Here is a 15,942-nt window from a genome sequence, read left to right on the forward strand (position 1 = left end):
ATAATGACTGCGACGAACTACACCGCAAACTGGGCACTCGCCGCAACGTTGAGCTCTTCTTGCCATTGCGCCTCTTCAGGGTCGCGATCCGGCTCTTCAGTAGCGTCGATGTGGGCGGAGCGACTTCAAGCGCATCAAATACTGCAACGGGCAAACAAGTCATCCATTCCACCGCACTTCGAAGAAGATGTGGGCGGGCAACCGATAACAGGATGAGTCGGCTGGACATAAGCGATCGAACTCGTGCTTCGGCAAGATAAACTTGGTGGCCAGATCACCGTCCTCCGCGGAATGGGCTTCAACTTCAAACGATTGGCTATCGACATGGAAGTGGTTAATCGCGGCGGATCGGCGCACCCTCGTTGCTGGCTTTCGTGCGCGGGACGGTAAATCTGCCGCGGAGCTCCAAGCCACATCCATCACTAGCCTAAGTGGATCGCAATCCAGTGAGTCTTCCGGTAAGTCGAAGTCAGTGCGGTGGAGTCGCGCGCAACATGCTGCTTGTCGCGGCAATGCTTCTGTTCGCCTCATGTAGCATCGTCACGAACGGCACACCTACGACAGCACCCGCTGATTTGGACGTCCTCGACAAGGTCCGATCGCTCGACATCCTTCCGCGCGGCGAACAGCCGATCGCGTCTTTCCAAGCGTCGCCTAACTCACAAGGTGTAGCAAGCAGCACCTATTCGGGTTCTGAGGTCTTCGAAGCCACGGAGGCGCGGCCGCAGCAGACCCCAAATGGTCCCGGCTACGATCTGAACTTCGAGAACGCACCTGTCGCCACCGTGCTAAAGGTGATGCTCGGGGACACTCTCGGTCTCGGCTATACCATCGATCCACGCGAGCAGGCCACAGTCAGCCTGGTGTCCGCGCGACCGGTGCCCAGATCTGACATCGTTTTCGTGCTCGAGAGCGCGCTGCGACTTTCCGGCCTTGCGCTGGTACGCGATACGGGCGGATACAAAGTCACTCCCCTCGGCAATGCCACTGGAGCCGGCCACGTCGATGCCGGTGCTGGTCATTCCGAAGCCGGCTATGGTGTGTCAGTGGTACCGCTGCAATATGTTGCAGCGAAAACCATCCTCAAGTTGATGGACAGCTTTGCAACCCGCACTGGTAGCGTACGTGCGGACCCCACGCGAAACCTTCTTCTGATCCAGGGGACCGGACCCGAGCGGCGAACGGCCGTCGAAACCGCCCTGAGCTTTGATGTCGACTGGATGAAAGGCCAATCGGTAGGCATTTATCCCATTCACAATTCCGCGCCAGAGCCTCTGATCGCAGAGCTCGAGAGTATCCTGGATTCCGGCGACAACGGGCTCAGTCATGACCTTGTGAAGCTTCAAGTCGTCTCCAGGTTGAACGCCATCATGGTCGTAACGCGCAAGCCGCCGTTGCTCCAGACCGTAGCGACTTGGATCCATCGGCTCGATCGGGCAGACTCGGCTCAAACCGGCGTTCGTGTCTATCGTGTCCGCTATAGTGACGCCCGCCACTTGGCCAAGGTGCTGAACCAGATGTTCGTCGGCAGCGCCTCGACGTCGATCGACATCGGCGATAAGGAGGTCGCTCGCCCGAATTCGGCTGCCGAACGGCTGTCTGCGAATACGTCCGCGCCGTCCCCCAGCCTGTCCCCCCCCGCGTCGGGCGGCAACGGCGTAAGTAACCCCTTCCCATCAGGCTTGAATTCGTCGAACGGAACGGATGCCAGCGGTGGACTTGACACACTAAACGGTGGTGGACCGCCGGTCATGCCCAACGTACGGATCACCCCTGATATCGTGAGTAACTCTGTCTTAATCTATGCCAGTCGCGAAAACTATCGGATCATCAGTTCCACCTTAAAGCAGCTCGATCAACCCGTGCTGCAGGTCGGCATCGAGGCGACGATCGCGGAGGTAAAGCTCACCAACGAGCTGAGTTACGGTGTCCAGAGCTATCTGACCAGCAAGCAGCTTGGATTGAAGACCGACCAGGGTTCTGTTCTTACCTCGACCAACGGTGCGGTGAGTAGGGCAGCGAACGCGCTGCTGAATCGCGCAATTCCGGGATTCAACTTCCTGATCGAATCGGAGTCACAGCCGGCCATTATCCTCGATGCGCTACACGGGGTGACCAGCGTCAATGTGTTGTCCAATCCTTCACTCGTTGTCACCAACAACCAGGCCGCAACCCTTCAGGTCGGCGATGTCGTTCCGGTCCAGACTAGCAAAACGAGTTATCCATCGCAAAACGGCACTGTGGTTAATACTATCGACTACCGCAACACCGGCATTATTCTTCGCGTTGTGCCGCGTATCACCACAAGTGGACACGTCAGTCTCGAGATCGAACAGGAGATCAGCCAGGTATCCTCGGCCGGCTCATCCGAGCTTACGCCGACCGTGTCCCAGCGCAGGGTGAAGAGCGCGGTCTCTGTGACAAACGGCCAAACCGTGGTGCTGGCCGGACTGATCAGTGAAGACCACAAGGGAGGCCGCAGCGGCATTCCGCTACTTGACGAGATTCCCGGTCTTGGCGATGTGTTTTCACACCAGAGCAAAAAGGGGCAGCGGACGGAGTTGATCATCTTCATTCGACCCCAGATCATCCAGACCGGCAGCGATGCGCACCAGCTGGCAGAGGAGCTACGTTCGAAGCTTCGCGGTGCAGTCGGCGCGAGCATTACAGATGACTTGCGTGTTCGCAATGTCCGCTGATCATTGTCATATCCCGCTGCTGGCTCGACGCGACATCATCTGGTTCGTGCTGGCGCAAATGATGGCTCTGCTTGTCGCGTTGGCGCCAGCACGCGCAGACGCCATCGCATCGGCAAGGAGCGCCTATGCACATGGGGACTATCAGAAAGCAGTCCGCCAGCTCACCCCACTTGCCTTACGCGGCGACGCGCAAGCACAGGCGATGCTTGGTTTCATGTACGAAAACGGCTTCGGCGCACCAAAAGTCTACGATGCTGCAGTCGACCTATATATTCAGGCCGCAAATGCCGGAATTCCATTTGCCCAGGCGATGCTCGGCCTGATGTATGACAAAGGTCATGGCGTTCCGCAGGATGTCGTTCTCGCCTACAAATGGATGAATATTGCGGCAGCTCAGGCCCGCAGCTCTCAAAGGGATTATTGCCTCCGCTTGCGCAACGCGATTGCTTCCAAAATGTCGATGAATCAGATCGCGCAGGGGCAAGCATACGCGCGATCGTGGACGCTGGCCCATGTTCAGGCCGGACGCGCAGCTCCCCGTTGCAGTTCTCGCAGGGCGAAGCGGTGCGCCGGGCTATTCGATCAAGAGGCGCTCGCGGTGGGGGGTGGCCGGCGATGATAGCCTTGGGGTCATTCGGCCCTTTAATTGCGGTTTGTTGTCAAGCTTTCCTTTTGATCTCGCCAATGGCACAACGGTAGCGCTCGTGCCGTCGGAGCCGGTCAGGGTTGCGGAGACGGCGCGAGCGCGGCTGAGGTATGATGGTTAGTCAGGCCTTGGACCCGTCATAGTTGAACCTTTGCGGCCAGCTCGGGTCATGGTCCTTTCCGACGTCGCGTAGCGCCTCATGATGATGTCCGGATCGGGCGCTTCAATGTATGCAGCGGCGTGCGGACGAGCCCGCCACCAGCCGATTGACCGAGGTCGCCACAACCACCGTCCCAGCGGGACATCGCCGGCCGGTGCGCGCACGCCGCCGCCTCCCGCGCGTTCAGGCCGGCGCACGCTGGCCTCCCCCCGCAGCGTCGCTGCGGTAGCGGCCGGGCGAGGTCTGGTAGTACTGCGTGCGAATGGCAGCCATGGCCTCGATCAATGGTCCCCACGGCGCGGGAAAGCGTTCTTCCGCCATCACCCGGTGCAGCATGCGCGTATGGCCGGCCAGCTCGTCGTTGAGGAACTCCACCACAGGCATAGCCGGATAGCGCTGCAGCAACAAGATCACCGCGTTGTCGGCCTCGCCGGCCGACCTGTCCTTGCCGCATCCATGCAGATCGTTCTGCAGACGCCCTATCGCGGAGATGAGCCGCAGGACCTGGCGAAACGCCGGACGCGCGCGCAAGGTCGCCATATCCAGCCCCCACAGCAAGGACAGGCAACAGAACACGTTCGTGTAGGCGATCGAATCGATGCCGTTGTGCAGGTACTCAGCGTAGGACCAGCGTTCCGCCGCTACCGCCTGCGCGTGTCCGGCGCGCAGCGCCGCGCAGTAGCACCGGGTATCGTCGAGAAGCTGAGCATAGTCGCGACGATCGTAAGCGAGCGTGGCCAGCGAAGCGCGCAGCACAGCGCAACCCTCGAATCCGGGGAGAGCGCACGGCACGCCCTGCCCCAGCGCTTGCTCCACCGCGGCGAGCTGCTCCGGCGCGATCAGGCCAAGGTCGTTGCAATCGTCGAGCCAGAACAGCAGCGCCAGTTCGCGATAGAACGCCACGATCAGCGTTTCGTCCTGCCGATCGCGACCGGTGCGGGCGCTGGTGCCGCGCAGGCTCGGGTGGATGCGCTGCAGGATGTACTGGCCGCCCCTAACCGCTTCCACGGCATGCTCGTGGGCGAACCCGGTCAGGGAACGTCCCCACTCCAGCACCTGCTGGAGCGCGCGTTCAGTCTGGATCATGGCGCCGCTCCTGCCCCCTCGGCCAGGACGCGCCGCCCCCAACGAAGCGCCAGCCACAACCCGGCGAGTTCGGCCACGCGCACGACCCGAGTGGGGCAATACAGTTCCTTGCCGATCCACAGCGGCGTCTGCGGCAATCCATGCGCCGCATGGCGGGCGAGCATCCACTCCAGCGCACGCGCCACCACCTGCGCGATGCGCCGGCGCCCTGTCGCCTCTTCGCTCCCATCCATCACGTGCAACGCAAACAGCGCATAGGCGGTTTCCTCGAACGTGGACCCGCGACCCGCGCCCCAGCCGCCGTCGTCGCGCTGCGCCTGCAGCAGCGCCGCCAGCGCGCGCTCATCGCGCCACTGGGGCTTGCCTTGCGCCAGCGCAGCGACCGCATGCGCGGTGGGATACAGCCACGAAACGTGCCATTTTTCGTTGTTCCACAGACCATGCGGGTTGCGATTGGCCTCGACATAGGCGCGGGTGCCGGCGGCGGGCTTTCCCGACAGTCGCAAGGCATGCAGGGCATGGATGTTGGTCGACACCGAGGCATTGCGCTCACCGGGGAAGGTGACGAACAGCTCGCCGATTTCGAAATGGCGCAACGCATCGACCGCCGGGTCGCGGCCTGCAAGGCGCAGGACGCACAACGCAACTGCGGTGTCGTCCGCATCGGCCGCGAAGTGCAAGGCCGGGCCCAGACCGCGCACGCCCAAGCGGGAGTCGAGCTGCGCGACGATCACGCGCACCGCCTCGGCGAGCGCGGGATGCGCGAACAGCCCAGCCAGATGCAGGGTGTACAGCGACCAGCATGGCTCGAACACATTGATCGGCCAGACGTTGGGAACGACACCTTCGATGCCGCTGCGCGTCGCCCGCGATGCCGCCTGCAGATACGCGTCGGCGCGCCCGACCTGCGGCATGCTCCCCTGTGTCACGGCGCGCGCACGCCAGGCGGCGGTCGCCGCCGGACTGATGCCGATGCTGCCGTCGTCATCCGGGCATACGGCGGTGGGAGACGTCCCCCAGGCTTCCCAGGAGTGCAGCAACGGATGGCCGCTCGGCAACGTCGCCGCCGCCCCCAGCTTGACCAGGCACGCTTGCCGCAACGGCAACAGCGCCGGGTGGCGCGGAAACGCCACGCCGCCCAGCAAGGATGCGGCGTCGCCGCAAAACCGCGGCAGGATCAGCTCCGCGCCGATCGGCGCGTCGTCCGGCACCGCATGCGCGTAGGGATCGGGCTGGCGTTGGAGGAAGCGGATTGCAGCCTGGACTGCATCAGCAGCGCCGGGAAGAGGATCGGCACGCTGCAATGCCAGGAACGCCGCCCATGTGGGCGCATGGCGGAACAGCGGGAAGTCCGCGCTTCCCCATCCGCCATCGGCCTGTTGCTGCGCGATAAGCCACCCGTATGCGTCCTGCCGACCGTCGACGTTGCCGTGAAACTGGAGAGCTCGCGCCGTGTCGTAGACGGACGGACCGACGCTGCCGCCATCGCTCATCTCGCTCAGCAGGTGGCGCAATTCGGAAAGGATCTGTTCGGACAGCGCGTTCACGCGGGATGTTCCTTCTGCAGACGGTTTGACGAGAACCAGGATCAGGCAGACGCCGCGCACGTGGCCGCACGCCCGTCGCGGACAGCGCATGGGCAGCGTCGGACGGCCGCCCTGCTCCGGCGCGGCGAGGTGCCCCCGATGCAGGCGCCGGCCGTCGCACAGGCTTGCGCGCCAGCACGCCGCGTGCGCCGCGGTAATGCCGGGCAACGGCTGCGATCATCGCCGCGGACTCTGACGCAGAGCAGCATGCACCGCTGCCGCCGGCCGATCGCAACGGCTCAGGGGCGACTCCATGCGGACGGGCTCGCTCATGCGCATGGCGTGTGCTCGAACAGATACGCGTTGGCCCGTTCCAGGATCTGCGCCAACCGTTCCGCACGCGGCCCCAGCGGGGCGATGGCCTCCCCGGCGTCGCGCAAAAGATCCGCCGCGAACTGGCGCGCTGCCGGCAGCCCCATGATCAACGCGCAGGTCGGCTTCTGCGCTGCTGCGTCCTTGCCGGGGGTCTTGCCCAGCGTCGCGGTATCCGCTGTCCCGTCGAGAATGTCGTCGATCACCTGCAACGCAAGGCCAAAACTGGCGCTGTAGCCATCCAGCGCACAGTACAGCGCAGCGTGCGCGGCATCCTCCGCGATGGCGCATAGCGCGCCCATGCGAACGGACGCGCGCACTAGCGCTCCGCACTTCATCCGGTGCATCGCCACGATCCTGTCCAGCTCGACGTGCTTTCCAACCAGCGACAGATCCATGGCCTGCCCGCCTGCGGCACCCTCGGCGGACACCGCCTGCGCCAGTTCGCGCACGAGCGCGATACGGTTGTCGCCCGGCGCATTCAGGCTCGCCAGGATCAGGAAGGCGTGCGCCTGCAGGGCATCGCCGACCAGGATCGCAGTGGCTTCGCCGAACTTGACGTGCACGGTCGGAAGGCCGCGGCGAAGCACGTCGTCGTCCATCGCGGGCAGGTCGTCGTGGACCAGGGTACAGGCGTGCATCATCTCGATGGCGGCGCCGACGTCGTCGAGCATGTGCGCCGGCGTGTCGACGAGTGCGCCGGCGGCCAGACAGAGCAAGGCGCGCGTGCGCTTCCCGCCATGCAAGGTGGCGTAGCGCATCGCCGCCATCAGCTCGGTCTCACCGTCGTTTTCGGCGCAGAGATGACGCGCCAGAACCTGTTCGACCCGCTTTGCGCCGTCCTGCATCCAGGTCTCCGGTAGTAGCTTGCTGGATGCGCCACGCGCCTGCGCGCCCAATCCGCTAAGCGGGGACACGCCAGTTCGGTCGTCGTGTGGCGTGGAACCGGTTTGCATGTTGTTCATGTCCTTGTTACCTGACAGGAGACGGCCACGGCGAGCGGCGAGCCGCCGCGGTGTTGCCGGCGTCGCACCGAGCGCGCGCGCCGAGTGCAGCAATGCCGCGCCTCGCCGGCGCCGCTGCTTCGCCACACGGGCATGCGATGCCAGCTCATGAGAATCCGATGCGGATTGTCATGGACGGATGTGCGGTCGGGTAATAGCGCTGGCCTTTTTCGACGCCGCCCAGCAACCGCGGCCGCGCCCCGGCCTTGTGCATGGTCAGCGCCAAGGCGATGCCGAACTGCACCAGTTCCAGCCATACCAGATGGTAGCCGATGCAGACGTGTGGGCCCGTACCGAACTGCAGCATGTCCACCGGCAGGATCGGCTCCGTGCGTTGCAGCCACCGCGCCAGGCGGAACTGATCAGGCGCCTCGTGCAGCAGAGCTGAGGTCGAGAAATGCAGCAGCGGGATGCACAGATCGGTGCCCGCGGGAATGCGCCGTTGACCGAGTTGCAATTCCTGCAGCGCGCGACGCGGCAGGACCGTGGTCGGAGGATGCAAGCGCAGCGTCTCGCGGAACAGCGCCTCGGCGACCGGACACTGCGCCAGCTCCGCGTGCCGAGTCGGCACCGCGCCCACGCGTTGCGCCTCCTCGACCAGGGCTTCCCACAGGACAGGCTGCCGCGCCAGCTCGATTACCATCCATGCCATCGTCGAGGCAGTGGTGTCGTGGCCGCCAAGCAGCAGCAAGCGGATATTAGCGATCAGGACGTCATCGGAGGGCGCATCGTGGCTGCTATCGAAGGCGCTCACCATGTCGTTGATCAACCCGGTGCGCGCGGCATGCGCACGCGCGTCGCGGACGAACTGGCGCAACTGCGCGTCGATCCAGTCGCGGGCGGCGCGGCCGCGCCGCAAGGGCAATCCTGGCAGGTCGACCGGGGGCGCGACGATCAGCTGCAGCAATTGCCGGTACTTGCGATGCCATTCCGGCAGGTCGTGCGCGGGGATTCCCATGAGGCTGAAGATGAGCTTGAGCATCAGATCGCCGGTTTCGCGCAGGATGGTTACGTCGCCGCGGTCGCGCCACGCCTGCACGCGCGCCCGGATGATGGGCGCGAACAGATCGCCGATGCCGGCCTGGGTCAGCGCCTTGGGCAGGAACGCCGCCTTGATCGCATCGCGCGCCTGCCGGTGCGCCCCGCCGTCCTGTGCGACCAACGTTCCGCCGAACAATTCGGGCGCGATCTCTTCGATCAGCGCCGAGGACACGTCCTTGTGCCGGAGCAGTGCGAACGCATCCAGATCCATGCAGGTCATCAGGTGACCGGCAGGGCCAAAATCCAGCCAGAAGTAGCTACCCAGCGTCCGTTCCGCGCGGCGCAGCAGGTGCGGCAGGCCTCTGGCGATGGCGGGAAGATGCCCGACCAGCGGGAAAGCGCCGGGCACGACCGGGATGTCGTGCCGCATTCGGTGTCGACGGTCTAGCGGGTTGAGCAGCATGTCCGTCAGCCGCATGGCGCTGCGGCCGCTTCGGCGGTGTCGCCGGCCGGCCGCGCGGCGCGGCTGTTGCCACCGTCGGCGTATGTCGGCACATGCGCCAGCATGCCGCCGTCGATGCACACGACCTGGCCGGTGATGAACGCAGCATCGTCGGAGAGCAGGAACGCCACCAGCGCGGCCACGTCCTCGGGGCGGCCGACGCGCGGCAGGAGCTGGTGGCGGCGCAGATGCCGTTGCATGCATTCGTCCAGCTTGGCGAGGAGACGCTCGGTCATGATGAGACCCGGCGCAACCGCGTTGCAGCGGATCTGCGCATGACCATACTGGGTGGCGAGTGAGGCCGACAGCATGTTCATCGCCGCCTTCGACGCGGCGTAGGACGTCAGTGCGGTGTCACCACTGAGCCCCTGGCACGACGACACGGTGACGATCGCGCCACCGCCGCGGGCGATCATCCGCGGGACGGCCTGCCGGCAGCAGAGCAGCGTGCCACGCAGATTGACCGCCATGGTCTGATCCCAGACCGCCAGGTCCAGGTCAAGGATCGCGCTGTCGCGCGGCGTCAAATGCATGGCGCTCGCGTTGTTCACCAGCAGGTCGACCCCACCAAAGTGCCGCTCCGCCGTCTCGAACAGCGCCGCCACCGCCTGTGCATCGGCAATGTCCGTGGCCAGGGCCAGCGCACGGCCCGCTTCGGTCGCGATCTGCGCGGTGCAGGCGATGGCCGCCGAGCCGTCAATGTCGGCCACCACTACCCTGCCGCCCTCGCGCGCGATGGCGAGGGCGCATGCCTTGCCGATGCCGGCGCCGGCGCCGGTCACCACGGCCACCTTGCCTTCGAACCGTCCATCGTGTCGTCCTGGATTGCGTTGGTCTTTCGCGGCATGCCGCTCGGCCTCCGCCGGAGAAGGCGCAGGGTCGGCGCTGGCGCGCTCGTCATCGCCAGCATCGCTTTCAATGACCCGAATGGCGGCGACCGGGCACTGGCTGGCCGCGAGCCGCACGGCGGCGTGCAGCGCCTGGGGGACCGTCGCCACGCCCACTTCGGCCACGCCGTCCGGTTCGCGCTGGCGAAAGGTGCCCGGCAGTGTCAGCACGCACTGCCCGGTGGTCCCGCACAGATCCTGGTCGACCACGATGCGCATCTCAGCCCCCCTGCGCGTGCAGCCGTACCGGCAGCGCGCGGAACGTCCTAAGGAAGGCGGAGGGTTCCCGGGTCGGCTGCTCGGCCAATGCCAGCGTGGGGAAGCGCGCCTGGATCCGCGGCAGGCTCTCGGCCAACTGCACCCGGGCCAGTTGCGCACCGAGGCAGAAGTGGATGCCGTGGCCGAAGCTCAGCATGATCTTGCCGTCGGTCGACATGCCAGGACTGGTGCCGTAGAACCGCGCGGGATTGAAGCGGTCGGGATTGGCGAAGGCGTCCGGGTCGCGATTGCCGGCCGCAATCAGCACGCGCACGTCCGCGTCCTTCGGGATCACCACGCCGCCCAGTTCGATGTCGCGCTGGGCGATACGCGGGATGGAGCTGAACATGGCGGGCGCGTCGCAGCGCAGGACTTCTTCGACGAATGCCCTCAGCCCCGCGGCGTCTGCCTGCAGCCAGTGCCGCTGTTCGGGATACGCCAGCATCGCCAGGACGGCATGGTCGATGCTCGCAGCAGTGGTGACGAAGCCGCCCAGCAGCATGCCCCACAGCATGCTGATCAACTCCGCATCCGACAGCGTGTCGGCATCGTCGTCATGTGCGCCGACCAGCATCGACACGATGTCGCGGCGGGGATCGGTGCGCTTGCGCTGTATGAGGTCGCCGAAGTAGGCCTGCACCTTGGCGCTGGCCCGGTCCGCCGCGGCGAGCTGGGGATCGCTGGCGTGCGGGCCCAGGCCTTCCAGAATGGCGCCGATGCCGGCAGCGAGCCCGAACATGTCGTCTTGGGGCATGCCGAACAGTTCGGCGAAAACCAGCATGGGCAAGGCCAGCGCGAATTCCCGATGCAGGTCCACCGCCTCCCCGCGCTCCAGCGCGGGCGTTATGCCGTCCAGGCGCGCTGCGACGATGCGCGCGATGCTCGGCCGCAGGTTGTCGATCTGGCCCATGGTGAAATCGCGCGAGATCAGCCGGCGCAGACGCGTATGCGTCGGTGGGTCCTTCATCGCTAGCGTGGACGCCAGCAGATTGAGCGACGGGCTGGTCGCCGCACGCGAGAAATAGCGCGCCAGTTCGCCGGGCGCCGGCCCCCGAAACGCATCGCCCGTGGCCTTGAACGCCCAGTAGATGTCGGCGTGGCGGCTCAACAGAAAGAGGCCCGACGCCGCGCGATGCACCGGATCGTGCTCGCGCAACCATCGCATGAACGGATACGGGTCGTGGATGCACGCTGGCGACGCCAGTTCGGCGAAGGCGTCCCGGCATGCTGCAGTGGTTTCTTGCACGTCGATGGTTACCTGTTGGTTGGCTGGCTGATCTGACGGGCGCGCGCCAGGCGCGCCGGCAGTTGCGGAGAAGATCGCGATCCGCGGCGCATCACCAGCGCACCGGGAACTCCTCGAACCCACCAGTGATGATCTCCTTGCGCAACTTCAATTCTTCGGGCGACACGGCCAGGCGCAGCGCGGGAAAGCGCTGGAAGATCGAACCGAACACCACCTTGAGTTCCAGCCTGGCCAGCGCCGCGCCGATGCATCAGTGCGGCCCGGAAGAGAACGCCAAGTGCGGCTCTCCGTCGCGTCCGATGTCGAAGATTTCCGGGTCGACAATGGCGCGTATCGAACGACGTCGCCGGCAGGCCGACCAGCACCTTGCTCTCCGCGGAAATATGCACGCCCGCGATGGTCACGTCGGTCCTCGGATAGCGCATGATGCCATCCCAGCCCGCGCCCGGCGGGTACATGCGCAGGATTTCCTCTACCGCCTTGTCGATCAGGGACGGATCGCCGACCAGGCGTTCGCGCTGTTGCGGATGGCGGAACATGGCCAGAAGGCCGAATTCGATCTGTGCGACGGTGCTCTCGTGCCCCGCCACCAGCATGCCCGCCGCCAGGCCAACCGCCTCTTCCTCGCTCGCCTTGCCCTGGTCGACCGCAGCGAGCAGATCCGCCAGCAGGTTGTCGTCCGGATCCTGGCGCTTGTCGCGCATCTTGCCGCGAATGTAGGCGCGCAGTTCTTCCCAGGCCAGGCGGGACGCGCTGGCGCGGGCCGCTTTCATGCTGGTGCGTCATCACCTCATCGGACAGCCCGGCGAAAAAGGCGTGATCCTCGTAGAGCACGCCCATCAGCGCGCTGATGACCATGGCCGGAAGCGGAAAGGAGAGGTGGCGCCGCAGGTCGGCGGGCTGGGGCTGGGCCGCCAGCGTCTCGAACAAGTGCGCGGCGATCGCTTCGACCTGCGGCACGAGCAGCTTCACCCTGCGGTTACTGAAGGCCGGCGCCACGATCGCGCGTAGCCGGGCATGCTCGCGCCCCTCGTGCGAGACCAGCCACCCCGGCGAACCGAGAATCACCGAATCCGGGGTGAATGCCGCCGGCGGCATTCCCGCGGGCCGGAACGCCGCGTCGGACAGCACCGCCTTGGCCTCGTCATAGCCTGTCACCCACCAGCCTTCGTGCCCGGAGGGGAAGCGCACGCGGTGGATCGGACCGCTGGCGCGTAGCGCCAACATCTCGGGCGAGGGCTCGATGTGATCGACGCGCCACATCGGCAGCGTCGGCAAGGGTTGTTGTTCGGACATGGTGGCACTTCACTCTCTAAGCGATGGAAGGGCGGAAGGTGACCGGCAGGCGCTGCGGGCAGCGAATGACGTAAGACGGCATGTAGACGACGTCCTCCGCGGCGATGGTCAGCGCCAGATGCTCCAGCCGCACGAACAGCGCGGGGAAGGCGCAGCCCAATTCCAGACGCGCCAGCGCTGCGCCCAGGCAGAAATGCGGCCCCTGGCCGAACGACAGGTGCGGGTTGCGCCGCCGGGTGACATCGAACCTGTCGGCATCGCCATAGATCGACTGACCGTACGGATTGGTGAAGGAGGTTCGACCGTGCCCCCGATGTGTCCGCCAATATAGCCTCCGGACCAGTCCCACACCGTAAACAGAGCAAATCGCGTGCCGAAGTGAATTCGCAGGCTCAGCAGGCACTACATAGCTGCGCGTAGTGTCAGGTTTCTGGCATTCAGTCTCAATGCCGACAACGGGCGCAGCAAGTGCCCGACAAAGGCCTGCTCTCGCGCTGAATGTGCGGGGCAGCCCTTGCGCGAAATTTCAAGCATCTGGATTGGCTGCAGCAGGTGTGGTTCGCCGGAAACCACTCCGATGCCGCCGGGGTCATCGAACGCGATCGCGTCAGCCTGTCCGGAGGGCAAGACCTCGCCGCCTTCGTGGCTCTGGTTACCTAGATGCGGAAGCTCGGGGACGGGGCGCGGTCGCAGCGTCACGATGCCGGGAGTGGACTGAGCGCGAGCTAGATAAGGCGATTCAAGCTATCCTTGAGGGGGTGCCGGCAGCGAAGTTGAAGGACAAGATCGGCACTCTGGAAGCACGCAAGCATGAGCGTCTGCTCGAGGCCGTGCAGCAGCGCCTTGATGCAAACACAGAGGCGATGCGCCAGCATCGCGAGACAGTCGAGCATCCGTTCGGCACGATAAGGCTCGCATGGGAGCGACGCAATTCCTGAACCAAACGCTTCCAAAAGTAGCTACGGAGATGCCTCTCGGTTCTGGCCTTTAGCGTAGGGCGCATTAGATTAGCGACCAGCGCCGGGGTGCATTCTGTGGCGCCGCCCGCAGCGGCGCAATCGCTGGAGTCGCGCCCCTCAGGTCCTGCAGGGAGCACCCTGGCAATTTGGAAAACTCCGACGCTTTCACCGTTCGAAGATAAGGTGCCTTGTCAATCAAGACTTTGGCTTTTCAGGATGAAGCTGCTTGTAAGAGTCACAGCTGGACCAATATCGATGCGCCGGCTTTGCGTGCTTCAAACGAAAGTTGATGTCGTGGAAAGTCATATTCTGCGCACAGTCGGTCTGGATCAAGCGCGTGGTTCGATAGCGGACGGCATGGATTGTCGCCGCAGCAATTGTTTCTTGGCGACGTCAGTTGAGCAAACCGCAGGCGGCCATTGCGAAACAGAATTGCAATTTGTGCCGACCGTCATGGATAGCGGGGTGCCGCCCCCCCGCTTTCGATGCCGGCACAATCGCAAGCCGGCACGCAGCCGCCTATCCGCTGCAGATTTGCCCCCGCCGCGACCGAACGCAAGCGCCGGCCGACGCATCCGCGCCTTCACAGAAGGCGTCAATCACCGCGGCCTGAAGGCCCAACTCACTGCATCCTTTGCGTCGTGATTGTCGACAAATGCTGCCCGTTGGGATTCCTGTAACGATTGGCGAGGCTTTGTAACAATGAAGCCATCTGGTCAGGATCTGATCGAACAGTAAATTCTCCATAGTTAGGGTCGAAAAGCGTGGTCGTTCCATTCGAGGCCGACGTCGCCACTGTGTGGGCGCCGCCTTCAGCGAAATACAAGCTGAGTAAATGGTTCGATCCGTCTTCGTTGATTTCGTTCACCATGGACTTGACGTTCGAAGACTTGCCGAATGCGAATCTCTTCTCTTCTCCAGCCGGTTCCAAGCCTGCTTCCTCCAAAATGGTATTTTGTGCCTGAAGGTCGGCCTGAGAAGATCCTGCTCCCCTGCTTCGTAACTGATCCTTAAGACCTTGATATTGCTGCTGCCGTTCAGCCGCTGAGGCGTGCGTTTGCGATCCGGGTGTAAGCGCACTCATTCGGGTTGATGGGCTGTTGCTAAGATTGCGGAACCACTCCGCAGTCAGCCCGACGCAGATGCCGTCCACATTCGCATCACGCAGGTCGGCCGTTCTGTATTCGAACAAGGAGGTGGCCGGACTCTCTGGAGAGGATGTACTGGGTTCGGAGGCGCTAGAGGTTTGAACGTTTGCATCCAAGGTATGTGGCTTGCTGCAGCAGGCCCCCATCTTGTCAGGCAACTCCCCCGATCGTGAGCTCCACTGGGGCGCGAGATCTGCAAGTGTTTCTGTAAAGCTGCCGCTATCCACCGACTGGCTCGGTTCGTCAGTTTGGCTAGTGCGTGTAGATGAGCCACCGATTCGATCATACATGACGATTCACCTCTCTGTGCTACCCTAGTCTCTTCGCATCAATTCGGGCTGCTCAGGCCCTGCGGCGAGGATACCCGGACAAGCTGATGGCGAGCTGACGGACAGCAGTTGTACAGCTAAGAAAGCGTTCCTTTGTCGGACTTCTGACAACGTCGGATACGCCTCGGCGTAGTGCTGTGTCAGATCCTCAGATTCCGGAACGCCACCGACAGGCTATCGCTGCGATGCTCGCGCGGCATCGAGCGCCCACGAACCCGAAATCGAGAGCAATGACAGGATGCTCGCGGATTGTCTCGAGCGGTTCGGTGTTGCTGCGTAAGCGGTGTGTCTCCCACACCTTGTTTGGCGTGAGCTGATCGGCAACATGCGAGCCGTCATATACAGTAAGGTTCGCATATATGGTTGACCATATAGTTGACGCTTCAGAGCCACGGGGCCGGGTGGATATCCAGGTCGGAGCGGGGCGTCGGCGGCGGTGGAGCGCCGTGGTCAAGGGGCGGATCGTGGCGGAGTCATATGCGCCGGGCACAGTTGTGTCCGAGGTGGCGCGCCGGCACGACCTCTCACCGCAACACCTGTTTGCTTGGCGCAAGGCCGCGCGTGCCGGTCTGCTGAGCTTGCCGGCGGAGGATGCACCGCTCTTCGTTCCGGTGGTGTCGGAGCTTCGCCCCGCTGGGATGTGCGTGGAAGCGGCAACGCGGAACGGGATAACGATCAGCATCGAGATTGGCGATGCGGTAGTTCGCGCAGCGGCGGGGGTCGATCCGGCCTGGCTGCGCGATGTGCTGCGGGCCGTGAGGGCGACGACATGATCGCGGCTTCGGCGGGCGTGAAGATCATGGTCGCGACGCGGCCGGTCGACTTTCGTAATTATGCGGAGCC

General features: G+C 64.4%; 11 protein-coding genes and 3 pseudogenes. 4 read left to right on the top strand and 10 right to left on the bottom strand.

The window, feature by feature from the left end; all coding sequences use genetic code 11:
- The first annotated feature begins 494 nt into the window (after positions 1 to 494).
- Together gspD and J4G43_RS43010 are read left to right on the top strand one after the other, a co-directional pair.
- A complete protein-coding gene (gene gspD / locus J4G43_RS43005) occupies positions 495 to 2,699 on the top strand; it encodes a type II secretion system secretin GspD (RefSeq protein ID WP_208088572.1) in 2,205 nt (734 codons plus the stop codon).
- Positions 2,689 to 3,318: a tetratricopeptide repeat protein gene (locus J4G43_RS43010; RefSeq protein WP_321576298.1), complete on the top strand. Its 630-nt coding sequence runs from the start codon at positions 2,689 to 2,691 to the stop codon at positions 3,316 to 3,318. Before gspD ends, J4G43_RS43010 begins: the two co-directional genes overlap by 11 nt.
- Positions 3,319 to 3,688: 370 nt before the next feature.
- On the opposite strand, the gene J4G43_RS43015 is transcribed toward J4G43_RS43010, so the two are convergent.
- The 9 genes and pseudogenes from J4G43_RS43015 to J4G43_RS55765 all read right to left on the bottom strand — a co-directional run bounded on the left by J4G43_RS43015 (position 3,689) and on the right by J4G43_RS55765 (position 13,066).
- On the bottom strand, positions 3,689 to 4,591 hold the full coding sequence (locus J4G43_RS43015) for a terpene synthase family protein (RefSeq protein WP_028181169.1): 903 nt from the start codon (positions 4,589 to 4,591) through the stop codon (positions 3,689 to 3,691).
- Positions 4,588 to 6,138, bottom strand: coding sequence for a hypothetical protein (locus J4G43_RS43020; protein WP_028181170.1), 1,551 nt, complete (start codon positions 6,136 to 6,138; stop codon positions 4,588 to 4,590). Before J4G43_RS43020 ends, J4G43_RS43015 begins: the two co-directional genes overlap by 4 nt.
- 308 nt (positions 6,139 to 6,446) lie before the next feature.
- Entirely contained in the window at positions 6,447 to 7,445 is a 999-nt protein-coding gene (locus J4G43_RS43025) for a polyprenyl synthetase family protein (RefSeq protein ID WP_208089563.1), read from the bottom strand.
- A gap of 154 nt (positions 7,446 to 7,599) precedes the next feature.
- Positions 7,600 to 8,937 (bottom strand): cytochrome P450, encoded by a 1,338-nt coding sequence (locus J4G43_RS43030; RefSeq protein ID WP_028181172.1) that lies wholly within the window; start codon positions 8,935 to 8,937, stop codon positions 7,600 to 7,602.
- Between the two features lie 5 nt (positions 8,938 to 8,942).
- Positions 8,943 to 9,767 (bottom strand): SDR family oxidoreductase, encoded by an 825-nt coding sequence (locus J4G43_RS43035; protein WP_028181173.1) that lies wholly within the window; start codon positions 9,765 to 9,767, stop codon positions 8,943 to 8,945.
- Positions 9,768 to 9,794: 27 nt separating this feature from the next.
- A pseudogene (locus J4G43_RS43040) lies at positions 9,795 to 10,082 on the bottom strand (ferredoxin); the annotation flags it as partial.
- A gap of 1 nt (position 10,083) precedes the next feature.
- Entirely contained in the window at positions 10,084 to 11,373 is a 1,290-nt protein-coding gene (locus tag J4G43_RS43045) for a cytochrome P450 (protein WP_028181174.1), read from the bottom strand.
- Positions 11,374 to 11,458: 85 nt separating this feature from the next.
- Positions 11,459 to 12,663 (bottom strand): annotated as a pseudogene (locus J4G43_RS43050) (cytochrome P450).
- A 16-nt stretch (positions 12,664 to 12,679) separates the two neighbouring features.
- Positions 12,680 to 13,066 carry a cytochrome P450 gene (locus J4G43_RS55765; RefSeq protein ID WP_321576299.1) on the bottom strand — a complete coding sequence of 129 codons (387 nt, stop codon included), beginning with the start codon at positions 13,064 to 13,066 and terminating at the stop codon, positions 12,680 to 12,682.
- 403 nt (positions 13,067 to 13,469) lie between these two features.
- Between J4G43_RS55765 and J4G43_RS43060 the strand changes: the two are divergent.
- Positions 13,470 to 13,639: pseudogene (locus J4G43_RS43060) on the top strand (IS5/IS1182 family transposase); the annotation flags it as partial.
- Between the two features lie 605 nt (positions 13,640 to 14,244).
- Here J4G43_RS43060 and J4G43_RS43065 read toward each other — a convergent pair.
- Positions 14,245 to 15,060 carry a YopT-type cysteine protease domain-containing protein gene (locus J4G43_RS43065; RefSeq protein ID WP_028153672.1) on the bottom strand — a complete coding sequence of 272 codons (816 nt, stop codon included), beginning with the start codon at positions 15,058 to 15,060 and terminating at the stop codon, positions 14,245 to 14,247.
- A gap of 503 nt (positions 15,061 to 15,563) precedes the next feature.
- On the opposite strand from J4G43_RS43065, the gene J4G43_RS43070 reads away from it, so the two are divergent.
- Positions 15,564 to 15,872 carry a transposase gene (locus J4G43_RS43070; protein WP_097670033.1) on the top strand — a complete coding sequence of 103 codons (309 nt, stop codon included), beginning with the start codon at positions 15,564 to 15,566 and terminating at the stop codon, positions 15,870 to 15,872.
- The last annotated feature ends 70 nt before the right edge of the window (positions 15,873 to 15,942 follow it).

The sequence above is a fragment of the Bradyrhizobium barranii subsp. barranii genome, from assembly GCF_017565645.3.
Taxonomy (GTDB): Bacteria; Pseudomonadota; Alphaproteobacteria; order Rhizobiales; family Xanthobacteraceae; genus Bradyrhizobium; species Bradyrhizobium barranii.